Raw genomic sequence first — 14,704 nt, forward strand, 5'->3', positions numbered from 1 at the left:
AAGATTGCCCTGCGAAAGGCCTGGCGGCCGGTCATTCAGGGGGAGAGAAATTATGTGAGAGCCTACGACAGGGTTGATGCCGTCGTTCCTGTTGGTTCGGCCAATATCAGCCTGTCCGGTCGGTTGGCAAGTCTCGCGGCGCCGGGTCGATGCCGCGCAGACGATCGATCTCTGCTGCGACCCGGAACGCCGCTTCCAGCTCATCAATGCCATGCGAGCCCATCAACTGATGACGCTGATGTTTTTCCTCTGGCTCGGTCATCGCCATGGCCAGATACAGGCTGGGCGGCACCGCGCGGAAGAGTACCTCCATCGATTTGGACAGGATCACCCCTTCGGTGAACTTACCCGCTTCCTTGCATGCACTGCGCATCAAGGCTTTTTGCGCCGGGGTCAGCGCACGAAAACGCGCGATCTTCTCCACCTCATCCGGCGGCATGCTCAGGCAGATCCACCATTCGATCATGTTAAGCATCGGTTCGGCGGCCTTGGGTAGGTCATCCAGGTTTTGCGTGGCCAACCAGAACCACGCGCCGAGCTTGCGCCACATCTTTGTGATTTTGACTATGTAGGGCGCCAGCAACGGGTTCTTGGTGATGATGTGGCCTTCGTCGGTCACATTGATGATCGGGCGGCCGAGCATCTGGTCGCGTTCGGCCACGTTGTTCACCGTATTAATCAGCGAGATATAGGCAATCGACAGCTGCGCGTTGTAGCCCTCGCGGGCATAGGTGGCCAGGTCGACCAGGGTCACATCGGCTTCGGGCCAGGGCGTGCCGTCGCGGTTGAACAGTTCGCCGTCGCTGCCTTGGCAGAACAGATCCATGGCATCGGCCATTTCCAACAGGCGCACGCGCCGAGATTCGGGTAAGGCAAGATCCTGGCCCATGGCGCGCAGGGCGTCGCGCACGTCTTCGGTCAGCACCGTGCGTTGCTGGTTGGCGCAGTGATGGGCGGCATCCAGAATGCTCTGGCGAATCAGGCTGCGGTCGGCGCGCGTCAGGCGTTGTTCTTCCTTGTCTTCGCCGCCGGTGATCATCAGCCGGGCGGTGATTTCCAGTTCGCCCAACACATCACGTTCATCTTCGCGCGTAGCATCGCTGTCTTCATCATCCAGCGCATCGGCGTCCAGGGTTTTGACCTGATTGGGGCTGTCTACCAGCCTGCGAGCATCGGCGAACGGTGCCAGGCTGACCCCAGCACCAGGCGCCATTTTGAGCCGATGCACGCTCAGGCCCAAGCGTTGGGCGAAGTCAGCGAACAGGCCAAAGCTGTTGCCTGCTTCGACGATAAATAAGCGCGGCCGGTAAATCGCGGTGACTTGGTTGAGCAGGTTGTTCAACGTGGCGGACTTGCCCGAGCCAGTGGGGCCAAACAGGAACAGATGCGCGTTCATCTGCCGATCCAGGCGGTTCAGCGGGTCAAACGTGATCAGCCCGCCGCCACGGTTGAACAAGGTGATGCCGGGGTGGCCGGTGCCTTCGCTGCGGCCCCAGACCGGCGCGAGGTTGGCCGCATGCTGGGCGAACATCAGTTGCGTGTACCACTGGCGTTTGTCCTGCTCCGGGTCGAACACACACGGCAGCCATCGCAGGTAGCTGTTGAGCGGCGCCACTTCATCCTCTTCGCGCACCGGCTGCAAGCCGGCATTGAGCAAGGCATTGGCTAGTTGCAGGCCGCGTGCGTCCAGCTCCAGCAGGTCACGGCCGCGCAGGTAGAACGCCAGCGAACTCCGATAGAGCTTGTGCGAGCGGCCAATCAAACTGCGCGCCTGGTCGACATCTTCGCGGGTTTGTTGTGAGTCCAGGGTGTCGCCTACGGATTTGTGGCTCAGGTGGTTGAGCTGGGCTTCCAGCCTATCCTGCGGGGTGATGAGCAGGGTCAGGCACAGCACGGTGTCTTCCGGCAGTTGTTCGAATACCGCGTTGAGCGCATCGCCACCCTTGGCGGTCTCGCCGGTCAGATGGCCAATGCCGGGCGGACTGCGTAGCCGGTCCAGGGTAATGACCCGATGTGGTTGTTCATCGAACCACCAGACGCCGTGCTCGGTATCCGAGCGCGGTTGGCGAAAGAACAGGCGTTGGGCAAAGTCGCTGCCGCTGGCCATTTCCAGTTCATCGGCATCCGGGGCTGGGGGCAGGTTAGCCAGTCGATAGAAACACCGCCGCGCCTCGCTGTCTGTACCCAGCCAGTCGGGTGCGGGATTGAACCAGCGCAGCAACCAGGTATGGATCGCGGCGGCATCCAGGCGGCGGGCGTGGACGCCGGCGTTGGCGAGCCCACCGATCAGGCGTTCACAGACGGCCGTCAACGCCGCTTCCGGTGGCAGGCCGCGTCGTGATGGGGTGCGTGCTGTGCGTCGGTACACTACCAACCGCGTACGGCGGCGTTGGCCGCGCCAGGGCAGGTGACTGACGGTTGTGTCTTCGAACAGCCCACCGGGTTTGGCCACGGCTTGCAGATGATGTTGCATGGAACGCCAATAGAACTCGCTGAACGTGGTGCCTTGCGCCCGTGGTTGCATATAAGCCCGCAGCCCGGCGAGATACTCGTCCCAATCGGTCTCGTCCTGGGCGTAGAGCTGCACCACCCATGGCTGCTGGTCCAGCTCATGGAAGCTGTCCTGCAAGGCGTTTTCCAGCGTGTCACGCACTGAACATAGCCAGTCTGACTCGCGACCCTCGGTGCCGATGGTGCTCAGTTCGAAGAATGCCGCCACCGATTGACCGTCGTCCAGCAGCAGGCTCTGCGAGTCGGGCAAATACTCGACCCAGGGCAACATATCGACAAAGGACGAAGGCGCGATATACAGCTGATTTTCGTCTGCGCGGGTGGCAGGACGGCGAGTGGCGTCACTGCCCGGTGCGGGGATGCCCAGGCCGCGTAGCGGTGCCAGATGACGCTGCCAGGCATTCCCCGGACGACGACGTGCGCGTTTCATCAGTAATCCTCGACCCGCTCGCCGGGCAGGGCGTAGTGCACCCGTTGATACAATGGGAACACCGTGCTGTAGCCGGGCACCGGTACTGACTCGCTGCCGGCCAGGTGCGGGAACACATACATCACCAAGTCCGGGTTGGGCAGGCGCTGAAACTGGCGGTAGATCTCGCTTTGTGCGCTACGGGTGTAGGCGGTCTGATCGACCATCGACACCGGCGCCTGCAAGGGGCGGCGCAGCGTTTGGCGGGCGTCCAGCAGGCGGCGCGTCGAAGCGCCGCCGTCGGTTTGCCGGTTCCAGATATCCAGCATCGTGGCATCGCCGTGGGGCAGCACCTTCTCCGGGTTGGTGGCGCAGCCGCCCAGCACCAGCAGCGCGAACAAAAGCCCTGATTTAGTCCAGTTCAACGACATGACTGCTCCCTCCTCGGTTGTGATCGACCCGGCGTCCGCTCGGGTTGTAATCGACCGTGATCGCCCGCTCGATGTGCACCGCAACCTTGGCGCCGGGCTGGACATACACGGCGGCAAACGCTTGGCCGTAGAGCCTGTTGACCCACTGCGCCATCTCCTGCACGCCACCAGCCAGAATTCGGCCTAGTGCCTCGTTGGTGGTGATGCCCACCGTGCCCAGCGGATTGCCGAGGCTGGTGTAGGTCATGCTGTTGTTGCCTTGAATCAGCGAGGCCGCGCCGGCCCCGGCGGCAGTGATCAGCGCCTGTGAGCCCAGATACTGTTGGGCGTTGCTGCGTCGCTCACCGGCAACGCAGGGAATACCGTACGGATCGCTGATCCAGCCCAGCCCCTGACGGGTGTCGCTGTTCTGCTCATCGTCGCCATTTTCGCGTTTGGCGCCTTTCGACGGCACTGTACGCACGGTGCCGTCGCGGAACACGAACGTCAGTGAGCGGATCTGGCCGCGTACGCACGAGAGCGTCCAATCCCCTGACGCGGTGCCGCTGACCACCGCACCGGCCACGTCCGGCAGGTCGATGCCATTGGCGGTGAGATTGTCCGGGCCAATCAGCACCTTGAACGGATACGGATCGTTGACCGTGCCGTCCACCGGCACGCGGCCGATCAGCGCGGTCATCGCGACCGAGCCCATCAACGTGGCATTGGCCGGCACGGTATATACCGGTTGCAGTGCGGCTTTTTCACGCAACGCCTTGGTCGCGCTGTCGAGCCGGGCAGCGGTGTCTTCCAGTGGCTTTTGGGCCAGGCCGAACGAGGTGGGGAAGGCCTGCGGCTTGGACGGCTTGGTCGCTGAGTCGCGGCCGTCCTGCGGCTCGATCCAGAGCAATTGATCGCGTTGCACATCCACCCCATCACCGCCCTCCAGCCCCAGTCCAACCGGCAGGTCGGTATTGCCCAGCGATTCCAGGCGTTGCTGCAAGTCCTTGATCAGCCCGCTGGTCTGGCGCTGGGTCTCGCTCAGTTGCTCGCGCCCGTCCTGCAACGCACTCTGGACGCGCTGTTCAATGGCGCCTTCGCGCTGACGCAGCCGCTCGTTCTCTGCCTTCTCCTGTTGATTGCTTTTCAGTGCGTCCTGCAACTCGCCGCGCAGCTGTTTGACCTGCGCGACCAGCGTGGCCACCGTATCGCGCGGGGTGTCGCCTTCGATGCCCAGCGCCTGCATTTCATCGCGGCTCAGAGGCTCGACGCGATTGCCTTCGCCCGTGTCATCCCGCGACGATCCGGCCCACTTCACCCCTACGTATAGCAGTAGCAAAATCAGCGGTAGCATCAGCCACTTGAGCAGGCCGTTACTCTTCATTGTCGCGGCTCCGGGGCAGGTTCAGCGCCGCGTCCACTGGGCTGATGCGCGGCAGCAGCGCCCCGGCCATACCATGGCCGTGGGTGACTAGATACAGAACCGTGGTGTCGGTCGCGTCACCCTTGGGGCCAAGGTCGGGATGCTGGAGGGTTGCGCTGACGAAATTCCCTTGCAGGCGGCGCGGATCAAGCTCAATCCAGTGTGGCGAGGTATTGCGCAGCCGCACCGCAGTGACCCACAAGTCTTCCAGTCGCCACGCGGCCAGTGCGCGATAGGTCAGCGGCAGCTCCGGCATCAAGGTGTCCAGTACCAGGTCATCGCGCAGGGGCACCGTGCTCACGCCGGGCACTGGTTCGAGCGTGCGCAGCGGTGCATACAGACTTTGCGCGGCATAGCGAGTCAGTGCCACGGGCAGCGGTGTCGGTGGGGCAGGGCTTGGAACCGGGGACTCACCCTCGCTGCGGGGCGACGGTCTGTCGGCCTCGACAATGCGCACCGCCTCCAGGGGAGGCTCACCGGCTTTGGCCGGCTCGGCAGCGATATCCAGCAGGATCAGCGTGCCGTCGTCGGCGTCCTGCAGCTGCAGGCGGCTGGGCGCGATAGCCTCGTTCGCCAGCAGGTAAAGCGCGCCGCCGGCGCTTTGCACGCGCAGTTTGCCTTGCACTACCACAGGCAGGCCGACCCGCACATTGCGCTCGATAAACACTATGCGTTCCTGACCGACCTGCAACGGCACCGCCAAGGGCAAACGCTCCCAGCGCAGAATCTCCACCGCATTGACCAGTGGGCTCACCAGCAGAAACAGAGCACTGCACAGCAATCGTTTCATGGGGCGGGCTCCTCGCTGTTGTCATCAGGGCTGCGGCCAATGCGTTGCGGCGCTTCGCTGTAGCAGTCCAGCGCCAGGCCGAAGGGGTTGCGCTCCGGGTCGATGTCCAGCCGCACCACCTTCAGCGAGTAGCGCACCAGCGCCCGCTTGACCTGCTCGGCGCCGTAATACTCATCGGCGCTCAGGTCCAGGGTGACGATCCAGTCATCATCGGAAAGGGCCTTGACCCGCCTCTTCGGGTTGTCGCCGTAGCCGCGGCCGGGAATCTCGTAGACTCCGCGCACTCGCTGGCGCAGCTCGCCGCTGTCGCGCCGGCGCCCGGCTTCGTCGAGCAGAAACACCCGGCAGGCCGGGGTTAGGTAAGAGGACAGCGCGCGGATATTGCGTGGGTAGTCATCTTCGCCATTGGTGGGCCAGCGGTTGAGCTGCTGAAAGATGTAGAACGCAAAGCTGTACACCGTGCCGGGCGGCACTTCCCACCATTTGCGCACACTGCCCGAGCGCAGATCCGGCGGAATGTGGATGGTCAAGTCACGCGGCGCACTCCACCAGCCGACCGCCAACAGCGCCGTCAGCACCAGTAACGCCAACCCGCCCAGGCGCAAGGTGCGCACATGGGCCTGTAGGTGCGTGACCTCATTCTTGAAGCGGCTCATGGCTGGCTCCGGCGTGTACGCCAGGCGCCCGAGCGCAGGATCAAGTGCTCGCCACCAACGTAGCGAGCCAGCGATGGATAGCGCCGGCACAGCCTCCATTGCAGTTGCCGATACAGCCAAGCATCCGGCCGTCCGCGCTTCTGTCTGCGCAACAAGCCGCCGCCGAAAAACACCCCGCACACCACTGCGATCAGCATCAGCGTCGGCACCATCGCCACGCTGCGGCTCAGCCAGGCCAGCGGCAGTCCAGTGAGCGCCCCCAGCATGGCACTTAGCCCGGTGCAGGCCCATAGCTCATCGGCGGTCAGCCCACGCACCACCACCGGCTGACGGTTCAGGCGATGGGGTAAAAACGTCAGGGTTTGATCGGGGCGCGATGCGTTATGCATGGGGGCCTCACAAAATCCCGGTGGCTTGGGTCAGCAACCAGATGCCGACCACCAGCAACAACGCACCCACTGCCACGGTCAGCCCGAACTGGCCCCAAGTCTTGCGCCCGGCGTGGATCTCCGAATAGGTGGTGTAGGCGTGGTAACAGACGCCAATGAACATCGAGGCGATCACCAGCAGTGCCACTAGCATTACGATGTCGTAGCCGTAGTTTTGCAGCGTCGAAAGAATGCCATCGCCGGTCCCGCGTGAGGGGTCTTCCAGGCTGGGTAGGGCACCTTGTGCCCGTGCGGGCGACATCAGCATTGCCGTCGCCGACGACCCATCGCCGAACGCCACGGCCAGCGCAACGAGAGGAGATTTTTGATCGCAACGTTTCATGGCAGCCTCGTTCATGGCAGCAGGAAATAGGTCAGCACCACATACATGGCAGCAAAACGCACCACTACCCCGAGCAACTGACGCTGGGTCAGCTTGTGCTCGGCCCAGCCGACATACGCCGTGCGCAATGCCCACACGCCCCACACCAGCAATACCGCGAACACCAATGCAATCAACAGCGACGCAGTAGCACCCGGCGTGAACCCGCCGTGGGCCAGGAAGGCGGTGCTTTGCTCGTTACTCAGGCTCATGGCGGGCCTCGGCCTCACGGCGGTAGTCCCCGGACAACCGCAGCGGGTCGCGCGGTTGGGCACGCTGCGGGCTTAGGTAGTCACGGATGCCCTGGCGCATGCGCTGTACGTCATCGCGAAAGCGGGTGTAGTCGAAGTGGTAGCGCGAGGCGTCGTCGCGGGGGAGGCGGGCGCTGGCTTCGGCCTGGCGTTCGATTTGGTCTAGCTGGCGGAGCAGGGCGGTCAGGCGAGCAGGCTCCGGGCCCCTGTCTGAAGAGAGCGAAAGTACTGGGAACAGCAGCAGGCAAAGTATGACCCGTTGGCCCTGCCAATGACGATGGTGGTGATGTTGCGGCATCTGCTGCGTCCCCTGAAGTGGAGTAGATGCTGCGTTCATCTCAAACGTGGTGCTGCGAACAATGAGGGATGTTTGAAGACCGCTATGTCATAGCGGCAATGAGGGGCGGGGTTTCAATGGGGCTGATCCGGAAGTTTGATCGCATCCAAATACCAGCCATGACGGCTAGAGGGGCTTGAAGCTTAGGCCAGCACCCATGCGGTGCTTAGCATCCGACCTAGCATGTTATGGTCAGACTTGGGAAGCGATGAGAGTCCATAGCTTGGTGTCAGAGACTATTCCAACCTGGACCGGCGCGGGGTATATTGGCTGCGGCTGCCGTCGCCTGCCGCACGCGCCCCACGGGGTACGACGAAGACGGAATACATAGCAGAACCCATCCTGAAGCCATTGTTTCCATGGGCGATCCGCAACGCGTGCACCGGTTACAGCGCCCAGGAGAACAGCAATGGACATTTCGCAGCTCAAGCTGCTGGCTGGTCGTGTTCGCGACTTGCTTCAGCAATCGTCTTGTTTGGTAGGCCACAGTCAGGCGCTAGATTTGATTGCGGCTTTGCCAGGCTTGCGTGACTGGCCTGAAGTAGTAGCCTTTCCTGAACGCGTTGCCATCTGTGAAGTAAACGCAACTTCTTCCTCGCGACTTGCTTACCGAATCAACAAAAAATTCTCGCTGGAGGTCGGCTCCAAGGAGCTGCTCGAATTGCTTGTCGAGACTCGGGATGGAGTTGCTGTTGCACGAAGCTTGTTGCAGATTTGGCCAAGTGGCCCAAGGTCCGGAGTATATGTGACAACTTCACAGCAGGCGATCAATGCGTTGCTTCTGAGCTATGAAGAAGCAACCGATGGAGGATTAGTCTATGCCGAGCAGGCTGCCAGTGAATGGGAGGGTAGCATCGACATAGGTGAGTATGGTCTATGGTCCTCAGGGATCGACCGTTTGCCAAGTGGAACCTTGTTGGTAGTTGGTCCAGTCCGGCTGGATCAGTCCGCATGGAAGGACTCCGCAGAACGATTGGAGATGGCGTGTTTACACGCACTCAACTCCGAGCATCGCGTCGCAATTTTAGTCGATACGCCTACTCCTGATCGTCTCTGTGAGGATGTTGATCTCATGGTCAGGGACATTGGGAATGGTGAGTCTGATATCTGTATGGCGTTGCGGGGTGTCGTAAGTGATGACGGTGAACTACGGGCAAGGGAGCCATTCGCGAGAGGCTATCCTAAGCCGCCCCTGATCCGGGCTCTAGAATATATGGAAGCAATTCCAAAGATGGCCTTGGAGCCGTTGCGTCTTGAGCTCGCTACATGTACGAGCGGCATGGTGCTGTTAGCTGCATCAAAGATTATTGAGCACACGGCTTATGAACAACTCTCGGCGGCATTGTCACTGACAGAGCATGCTGGACCAGCGGCCCGCATCATGTTACGACACCGTAGTACACCAGCGAAAGACTGGATGGTGCCGGACCCGATCAAACAGCTGCCGTTCCTGCCGTCTATTGAAAGTGCTTATGCGCAGGGCTACCGACGCATGTTGATCGACTCGCATTACCTGAACGGAGAAGCATGGCTTGGCTATGACGATGTATTGTTCATCGGTGCTACTCATGGGCACGATGTGTCAGATGTCGCCATGCAATTGCTTGCGAAGAGTGGCCCTCGCGAAATCGAAGCCTTGCAGAGAATTGTCGCTGTTTTTGGCCTATTTCAGATCGACGGTGAGAGAGGGGCCTCTGTTGTAAGCGACTTGTTCCTTAGAGGGCGCATCGAGGGTAGAACACCAATGGATTGGGACGACTTTGATGTTTTTTTCAGGTCTCGCCGAGTCCTTCGATGGGAAGACGAGCTATCGGCTCTCTTGGACTCCGGTACGGTAACCATGGAGGGGGTAGAGGCGGCTCGCTCACGAAGTTCACATATGGCTGAATTCCTTGCTCGGATTGAAAGTACGTAGGCGTTGTTATAATTGTCCATGCATGATCTGGCCTGCTGTATTCAGCGGGGCCGGGTCTGCTACAGCCGCTGGATCGCAGCGCCTATCCAGTACGAGGCACAGCAGTTATGGGTATGTCTTTCCTTGAGTACGCGGCGGCAATGGTCGGATGCTATTCCGCGTTATCAATCGGTGAGCGTGAGTACCTTCATGCTTGGGAGGCAAAGTTCGTTGATGGAAGTGGGGAATACGGCACATCCGATTGGCCGGGTTGGCAGAAATACATAGGTAAATGGGTGCCACATTCGCCCGAGATCAATGATCGATTTGGCTTCGTCTACCTGGTGCAATCCGCTATGGGCTACTGCAAGATCGGATCGTCACGATCAGTGCCTAGGAGGATGCGACAACTGCAGTGCGCTAACCCCGAGCCTCTTATTCTTCTTCATCAATTTTCCTCTACGAATGCGCGGCAAGACGAATTTGCTCTACACGCCCAGTTCGCGGGTAAGCGGGTTCGTAATGAATGGTTTTCCCTGACTGAAGCGGATGTTGCAGTTGTATGCGCGTTGGGTAGGCTAGAGATCCTCTGAATAACTCATTCATGCAGATTTTCCACTCACTTAATCAATGGCTTGCATCACTGCCAAGGTCGAAATTTGTAATTATCTCGAGGATGCCTGAGTTATGGGGAAATGCTCACAAGTGCTTCTTGAAGCTCCCAGCAGTCAAATCCACCACGACCAGTAACACCATCGCTGCAGGTAGCAGGATCACTGCCGAATGCATGCTGACCGGCAAGGCCAGATACGTCATCCATGGCAGCACAGCCAGCGGTAGGATTGCCGCCCGTACCCGGTGATACAGAAACGCCGACTCCCGCTTTGCACAGAAGCGCCGCAGATCCCGCCGCACCAGCCCATCCACCAATCCGGTGAAGGCTGCCAGGGCAAACAACGGCAAGGTCATGGCCAGTACCAGCAGGCGCAGCAGGAACGTCGCAGTGGTGTAGAACGCCGCCAGTACATACCGCTCCAGATAAACCACGGTCTGAGCCAGGCTGGCATTGAATCCCGAGGTGGTATCGGCGGCTTTCGCTTGGTCGTTCATCCTCGTCAACCAGTCCAGCAGGCCACTGTTCAATAGCAGGGTCTGATGCAGCCAGGTCACCAGCCGGTAGGCGCTACGGCCAGGTTCCTGCACCACCACGCTACGAGTGAACTGGGACGAAAGCTGCTGCAGTTCGAAGTTCATCATCCCTTGTGCATGCCGCCAACCTTGCTCCGGCCAGAACAGGTGCATACCGACCAGTTCAATCACCAGGCATAGCAGCAACGAGCCCAACAACACACCGATAAACCGCAACGGCAGGGTGATAAGACCCATGACCAGCCCTTGCTGGCGCGCTTGTTGCTGTTGGGCGACGCTGGCAGGATCACGCATGGCCGCAAGCTTGCGCGTGCCAGGTCGGCGCGTCGTTGCTGTACTGGCGGCGCATTTGTTCGGCCAGGGCGCGCAGGTCGTCGGGCAGGCCGGTGTTGGGTTCGTGGACCGGCAGTGGCATGCGCAGTTTCCACAGGGTGCCGCCTTCTAGCAGGGCAAAGGCCTGGCCTTTGGGCAGGGCGACGATATGCGCCGGCTCCAGCAGCGGCACGCTGGTGGTGGTGATGCGGTCCATGCTGCTGGAGGTGAAGGCGGTGCGGCCGTGGGGATCGGAGCTGTCGGTGGCGCTGCTCATCGGCGAGATGCTTGCTATATCGACCTTGGGCAGTTGTTTGGTCAGCAGTTCGGCGGTGGCGGTCTCGCGCACGCGCATCATGATCAGGTTGTTGAAGTTGCCCACCACTTGGGCGGCCTTGGCGCGGTTGCCCAGGCGCGCTTCGATGTCGCTGAGGGTCTGGGTGTAGGCGGTGACCTGTACGCCCGCGCCGCCAGCTTTATTGACCATGGGGATGAACTCGTCGCCCATCAATTCGCTGAACTCATCGGCGTGGACGTTGATCGGGGCCGTCGGGTGGTTTGCGGCGCCGGGCAAACCGTCGTCCAGCCCGAATTTGTACAGATGGCCGGCCACGGAGACCAGGTCGGCAAACATCGAGTTGCCGACCGCAGCGGCGACTTCGCTGTCGGACAAGGCGTCCAGGCCGACATAGACCACCGCCCGTTGGCGTACCACCTGCATCCAGTCGAAGATCGGCCGTGGGTCATTCAGGTCGGCGTAGTCCGGTGCCAATAATTGAGCGATGCGGCCACTGGTCAATTTTTCCAGCAGCGGCAGCAGCGAGGCGACGATTTTGTCGAAGAAGGTCCGTTCGTAACGCACGGCGCTGCGCAGGCCTTCGAGCACCGGGTCGAACAGCGGCGCCTGGGTCAGGTATTGCTCGATGGCCACCACCCGGCGGTCGCGACCGAGCATATGGCGGGGGATGTTGCGTTCGTTTATGCCGCTTTCGATCTGCACGATGGCCTCCCAGGCTTTGGGCGCGCGCTTGGCGAACAGGTGCTGGGCGTATTCGATAAACAGTGTGTCGATGTTGACCACATGGCGCTGGATCAGCAGGTAGTCCGGGCGGTGGCCCAGTTCGACCAGGGCACGGGCGATGATGTTGACAAAGCGCCAGGCGAACTCGCGGAACGCGGCGCTGTTACCCTCATTCGACAGCTGCCCGGCGATGCGGCTGGCCACCTCGGTGATCCGACCAAAACGGCCGACAGCGTTGTAGCGCGCGGAGCTGTCGGGCCAGCCCAGATGGAACATATAGAAGGCATCCAGCCGCCCGCTGCGCAGGCATTCCAGGTACACGCGCTTGAGCAGGTCGGCATCGCCCTTGGGGTCAAAAACGATGCAGGTCTCGCCACGGCGGATGTCCTGGGCGATCAGTTGTTCGGCCAGGCGGGTCTTGCCGACGCGGGTGGTACCGAGCACCAGGGTGTGGCCGACCCGCTCGCGCAGCGGCAGGCTGACCTCGGCTTCATGGGGTTCAACGCCATGCAGACGGGCCAGGCCACCCACGGCAGGTAAGGGGCGCACTGGGTTCAGCGGGTGGTCCCAACTTGTGACGCGTGCCAGTTGCGGCCAGGGCTGGGGGGCAAATTCCAGGCGCTGTTCCAGGCGCCGGGCATAACGCAGCCGCAGGGGTGTCTCGACGTAGCGTCGGAATTCCGGGCGGTAAGTTTGCAGCAGGCGGTGGGTGTGGTGCGGTTCCCAGCGAAAACCGCGACCGAGAAAAAGTCGCTCATGGCTGACCGGAATTTGGCCGTCGCGCAGGGCATAGCGGGGCAGGCGGCGGATGTTGCGGCGATAGCGCAGGATCACCCAGGCCTGCTGGAGACGAACCGCGCCGAACACGATAAACCCAAACGCGGCACCCAACCCTAGTTGCGGGTTGAGCGCCACTGCCCAAGGCGCGGCCAGGCACAACAGCGCACTGCTGGCGCAGATCGCCACGGTGTACAGCTCCACCGCCGGGCGCAGCAGCACTTCGACGGTCTGGGCCATGTCATTGCTCGATGGCCGTGGCGGTGATCAGCACCGGGTAGCGGCTCAGTCCCAGGCGGGCGGCCAGGTCATCGCCGGGCACCGGGGTCAGGCTCAGGCCGGGGGCGCGGTTGCGCAGGGCTTGCAGCGCTTGGGCAGATTCGACATTAACCACTAGCCCGGCGGCGCCGAGGCGTAGCAGGTCGGGCAGGCGTTGTTGCAGCCAGGCATGGGAGCGCGGGTCGTCACCGATGAGAAACAGCGCGGTGATACCGGGCAGGTTGACCGCGCGCGGTTCAACAGGGCCGGGGCGCAGTGAGGGGGAGCGGATCGGTAGCAGCGCGGCTTCGTCGTACGGTACCTCCGGCGGGTTCTCGAGCTCTGCACCCAGTACAAGGCTGGACACCAACAAAACCAATAATAGGGCAAAGTGTTTCATGGCGTTCTCCGGGATGACTCGGTGACCTCCAGCCTTGCCAGATGCTTGCCTATCCGTTGCCGATAGCGAGCGGCCGGTGCGCCGCCGGCGGGGCGGTGATAACGCCCGGCGGCCATCAACCAGCTTTGGTTGGGGTTGTACTGTTCGCGCAGAATGGTCGCGGCCAGGCGCAGGTTGCGGTATGGCTCCAGCAATTCGCAGGGTTGGCGCACGCGATGGCGTTGATAGCCTGCGTTGAGTTGCCCCAGGCCCACATCCACCCGTGTTGCGGGGGTGACCTGCAAGACCTCGCGCAGATCAGCGCAGGCTTCGCGGCGGGTGCCGTAGCGCCGAGATTTCCCGGCCACATTCAGCGTCCACGGCCACGGCACCAGGCGCCCGTTCATGGCGCGGCCGCTTTCCTGCAAGGCCACGGCGTACAGCAGGTTTGGCGGCACTTGTGCCTGTGCGGCCGCCAGTTGATAGGCTGGTGGCGGTAGTTCCCGTGCCGTCAGCCCGGCGGTGCCGAGCAGGGCGGCAGCCAGTACCAATATCGCGCCATGGCGGCTCATTGGCGTTGCCATTGTCCGTCCACCTGGCGCACCAGCGCCGGCAGCTCACCGGTCACGCCCAGGCTGGCCCAGCGCCCGGCGTCATGATTGAGGGTGACGCGGCGTTCGCGCACGCTGCGCGGATCCAACGCCACCCGCTGCGCCCATTGCCGCAGGCGGGCATCGTCGTTTTCACTGCCGACCATGTACAGGTCGAACTCGCTCCCTGTCGCCTGTAGCTTCCTGATCTGCAGGTTGCAGGCCATGCAGTTGTCTTCGATAAACAGCGCTAGGCGGCCATTGCCTTGCAATCGCACCGGGCTGCTGTTGGCGGCTGCGGTCAGGGTGACCCATTGCAGTGTTGGGTACAGCCGCTTCCAGGCCTGGTCATAGGCGCGTTGATAGGCCAGTTCCTTGGTGACGCGGGCCGACTCGGCCCGTACCTGCAGCTCGGCAAAGCGCCTGCGCTCTTCATCATTGCGGGCTTCGATACCCAGTGCAGTCAGCGGGTCCAGGTTGGGCGAGTACATGCCCAGCGGGCCTTGTTGCAACTGTCGGTAGCGCGCCCAGTCTTCGGTACGCAGGCCCCAGTCCTTGGCCTGTTGTTCATCGCTCCGTGTTTCGCGGCTGTTACGTTGCTGGCTGAGACGGGTTTCGCTGCTGGCTTCATCACCGGCTAGCGCCGAGGCCGGGCCGATCATCAGGGCTGCCAGTGCTGCCACTGCGACTGCGGGCCAGGCACGGGAGATATTTGGCGAGGCCATGG

Annotated in this window: 16 protein-coding genes; 2 read left to right on the plus strand and 14 right to left on the minus strand. The window is 62.0% G+C overall.

All coding sequences use genetic code 11. The annotated features are described in order from the left end of the window. Window positions 1–106 precede the first annotated feature (106 nt). From C4J85_RS13465 to C4J85_RS13505, 9 genes are all read right to left on the minus strand, one after another. Window positions 107–2,941, minus strand: coding sequence for a conjugative transfer ATPase (locus C4J85_RS13465; RefSeq protein WP_124409870.1), 2,835 nt, complete (start codon window positions 2,939–2,941; stop codon window positions 107–109). Further along, a complete protein-coding gene (locus tag C4J85_RS13470; protein WP_124409871.1) occupies window positions 2,941–3,351 on the minus strand; it encodes a TIGR03751 family conjugal transfer lipoprotein in 411 nt (136 codons plus the stop codon). Before C4J85_RS13470 ends, C4J85_RS13465 begins: the two co-directional genes overlap by 1 nt. Then, window positions 3,332–4,714 carry a TIGR03752 family integrating conjugative element protein gene (locus tag C4J85_RS13475; protein WP_124409872.1) on the minus strand — a complete coding sequence of 461 codons (1,383 nt, stop codon included), beginning with the start codon at window positions 4,712–4,714 and terminating at the stop codon, window positions 3,332–3,334. Before C4J85_RS13475 ends, C4J85_RS13470 begins: the two co-directional genes overlap by 20 nt. Then, complete coding sequence (locus C4J85_RS13480; protein WP_124409873.1) at window positions 4,704–5,543, minus strand: TIGR03749 family integrating conjugative element protein; 840 nt, start codon at window positions 5,541–5,543, stop codon at window positions 4,704–4,706. Before C4J85_RS13480 ends, C4J85_RS13475 begins: the two co-directional genes overlap by 11 nt. Further along, a complete protein-coding gene (locus tag C4J85_RS13485; protein WP_124409874.1) occupies window positions 5,540–6,199 on the minus strand; it encodes a PFL_4703 family integrating conjugative element protein in 660 nt (219 codons plus the stop codon). Before C4J85_RS13485 ends, C4J85_RS13480 begins: the two co-directional genes overlap by 4 nt. Next, the gene (locus C4J85_RS13490) at window positions 6,196–6,588 is read right to left on the minus strand and encodes a TIGR03750 family conjugal transfer protein (protein ID WP_124409875.1); all 393 of its coding nucleotides are present in this window, start codon (window positions 6,586–6,588) and stop codon (window positions 6,196–6,198) included. The genes C4J85_RS13485 and C4J85_RS13490 overlap by 4 nt, the downstream gene beginning before the upstream one ends. A 7-nt stretch (window positions 6,589–6,595) precedes the next feature. Then, window positions 6,596–6,895 carry a TIGR03745 family integrating conjugative element membrane protein gene (locus C4J85_RS13495; RefSeq protein ID WP_124411187.1) on the minus strand — a complete coding sequence of 100 codons (300 nt, stop codon included), beginning with the start codon at window positions 6,893–6,895 and terminating at the stop codon, window positions 6,596–6,598. A gap of 86 nt (window positions 6,896–6,981) precedes the next feature. Then, a complete protein-coding gene (locus C4J85_RS13500) occupies window positions 6,982–7,221 on the minus strand; it encodes a TIGR03758 family integrating conjugative element protein (protein ID WP_124409876.1) in 240 nt (79 codons plus the stop codon). Then, the gene (locus C4J85_RS13505; RefSeq protein ID WP_124409877.1) at window positions 7,208–7,558 is read right to left on the minus strand and encodes an RAQPRD family integrative conjugative element protein; all 351 of its coding nucleotides are present in this window, start codon (window positions 7,556–7,558) and stop codon (window positions 7,208–7,210) included. The genes C4J85_RS13500 and C4J85_RS13505 overlap by 14 nt, the downstream gene beginning before the upstream one ends. A 448-nt stretch (window positions 7,559–8,006) precedes the next feature. Between C4J85_RS13505 and C4J85_RS13510 the strand changes: the two genes are divergently transcribed. Both C4J85_RS13510 and C4J85_RS28005 read left to right on the plus strand, forming a co-directional pair. Then, the gene (locus C4J85_RS13510) at window positions 8,007–9,512 is read left to right on the plus strand and encodes a hypothetical protein (protein WP_124409878.1); all 1,506 of its coding nucleotides are present in this window, start codon (window positions 8,007–8,009) and stop codon (window positions 9,510–9,512) included. A 140-nt stretch (window positions 9,513–9,652) separates the two neighbouring features. Continuing rightward, the gene (locus C4J85_RS28005; protein WP_372240635.1) at window positions 9,653–10,084 is read left to right on the plus strand and encodes a GIY-YIG nuclease family protein; all 432 of its coding nucleotides are present in this window, start codon (window positions 9,653–9,655) and stop codon (window positions 10,082–10,084) included. Window positions 10,085–10,190: 106 nt separating this feature from the next. Here C4J85_RS28005 and C4J85_RS13520 read toward each other — a convergent pair whose 3' ends face one another. Genes C4J85_RS13520 through C4J85_RS13540 form a run of 5 tightly spaced genes read right to left on the minus strand, consistent with a single transcriptional unit; the run spans window position 10,191 to window position 14,702 of the window. Further along, entirely contained in the window at window positions 10,191–10,934 is a 744-nt protein-coding gene (locus tag C4J85_RS13520; RefSeq protein WP_124409880.1) for a TIGR03747 family integrating conjugative element membrane protein, read from the minus strand. After that, window positions 10,927–12,990 (minus strand): type IV conjugative transfer system coupling protein TraD, encoded by a 2,064-nt coding sequence (gene traD / locus C4J85_RS13525; protein ID WP_124409881.1) that lies wholly within the window; start codon window positions 12,988–12,990, stop codon window positions 10,927–10,929. Before traD ends, C4J85_RS13520 begins: the two co-directional genes overlap by 8 nt. 1 nt (window position 12,991) lies before the next feature. Next, window positions 12,992–13,408, minus strand: coding sequence for an integrating conjugative element protein (locus C4J85_RS13530; protein WP_124409882.1), 417 nt, complete (start codon window positions 13,406–13,408; stop codon window positions 12,992–12,994). Further along, window positions 13,405–13,971 (minus strand): transglycosylase SLT domain-containing protein, encoded by a 567-nt coding sequence (locus tag C4J85_RS13535; RefSeq protein WP_124409883.1) that lies wholly within the window; start codon window positions 13,969–13,971, stop codon window positions 13,405–13,407. Before C4J85_RS13535 ends, C4J85_RS13530 begins: the two co-directional genes overlap by 4 nt. Beyond that, window positions 13,956–14,702: a TIGR03759 family integrating conjugative element protein gene (locus C4J85_RS13540; RefSeq protein ID WP_124409884.1), complete on the minus strand. Its 747-nt coding sequence runs from the start codon at window positions 14,700–14,702 to the stop codon at window positions 13,956–13,958. Before C4J85_RS13540 ends, C4J85_RS13535 begins: the two co-directional genes overlap by 16 nt. Window positions 14,703–14,704: the final 2 nt, after the last annotated feature.

It is taken from the genome of Pseudomonas sp. R4-34-07 (assembly GCF_003852375.1).
Taxonomy (GTDB): domain Bacteria; phylum Pseudomonadota; class Gammaproteobacteria; order Pseudomonadales; family Pseudomonadaceae; genus Aquipseudomonas.

What these genes read in the sequence shown, in the direction of transcription:
- C4J85_RS13485 (WP_124409874.1), bottom strand. Translation starts at nt 6,199, where the DNA reads ATGAGCCGCTTCAAGAATGAGGTCACGCACCTACAGGCCCATGTGCGC.
- C4J85_RS13465 (WP_124409870.1), bottom strand. Translation starts at nt 2,941, where the DNA reads ATGAAACGCGCACGTCGTCGTCCGGGGAATGCCTGGCAGCGTCATCTG.
- C4J85_RS13480 (WP_124409873.1), bottom strand. Translation starts at nt 5,543, where the DNA reads ATGAAACGATTGCTGTGCAGTGCTCTGTTTCTGCTGGTGAGCCCACTG.
- C4J85_RS13475 (WP_124409872.1), bottom strand. Translation starts at nt 4,714, where the DNA reads ATGAAGAGTAACGGCCTGCTCAAGTGGCTGATGCTACCGCTGATTTTG.
- C4J85_RS13520 (WP_124409880.1), bottom strand. Translation starts at nt 10,934, where the DNA reads ATGCGTGATCCTGCCAGCGTCGCCCAACAGCAACAAGCGCGCCAGCAA.
- traD (WP_124409881.1), bottom strand. Translation starts at nt 12,990, where the DNA reads ATGGCCCAGACCGTCGAAGTGCTGCTGCGCCCGGCGGTGGAGCTGTAC.
- C4J85_RS28005 (WP_372240635.1), top strand. Translation starts at nt 9,653, where the DNA reads ATGGTCGGATGCTATTCCGCGTTATCAATCGGTGAGCGTGAGTACCTT.
- C4J85_RS13505 (WP_124409877.1), bottom strand. Translation starts at nt 7,558, where the DNA reads ATGCCGCAACATCACCACCATCGTCATTGGCAGGGCCAACGGGTCATA.
- C4J85_RS13530 (WP_124409882.1), bottom strand. Translation starts at nt 13,408, where the DNA reads ATGAAACACTTTGCCCTATTATTGGTTTTGTTGGTGTCCAGCCTTGTA.
- C4J85_RS13490 (WP_124409875.1), bottom strand. Translation starts at nt 6,588, where the DNA reads ATGCATAACGCATCGCGCCCCGATCAAACCCTGACGTTTTTACCCCAT.
- C4J85_RS13510 (WP_124409878.1), top strand. Translation starts at nt 8,007, where the DNA reads ATGGACATTTCGCAGCTCAAGCTGCTGGCTGGTCGTGTTCGCGACTTG.
- C4J85_RS13500 (WP_124409876.1), bottom strand. Translation starts at nt 7,221, where the DNA reads ATGAGCCTGAGTAACGAGCAAAGCACCGCCTTCCTGGCCCACGGCGGG.
- C4J85_RS13540 (WP_124409884.1), bottom strand. Translation starts at nt 14,702, where the DNA reads ATGGCCTCGCCAAATATCTCCCGTGCCTGGCCCGCAGTCGCAGTGGCA.
- C4J85_RS13470 (WP_124409871.1), bottom strand. Translation starts at nt 3,351, where the DNA reads ATGTCGTTGAACTGGACTAAATCAGGGCTTTTGTTCGCGCTGCTGGTG.
- C4J85_RS13535 (WP_124409883.1), bottom strand. Translation starts at nt 13,971, where the DNA reads ATGGCAACGCCAATGAGCCGCCATGGCGCGATATTGGTACTGGCTGCC.
- C4J85_RS13495 (WP_124411187.1), bottom strand. Translation starts at nt 6,895, where the DNA reads ATGCTGATGTCGCCCGCACGGGCACAAGGTGCCCTACCCAGCCTGGAA.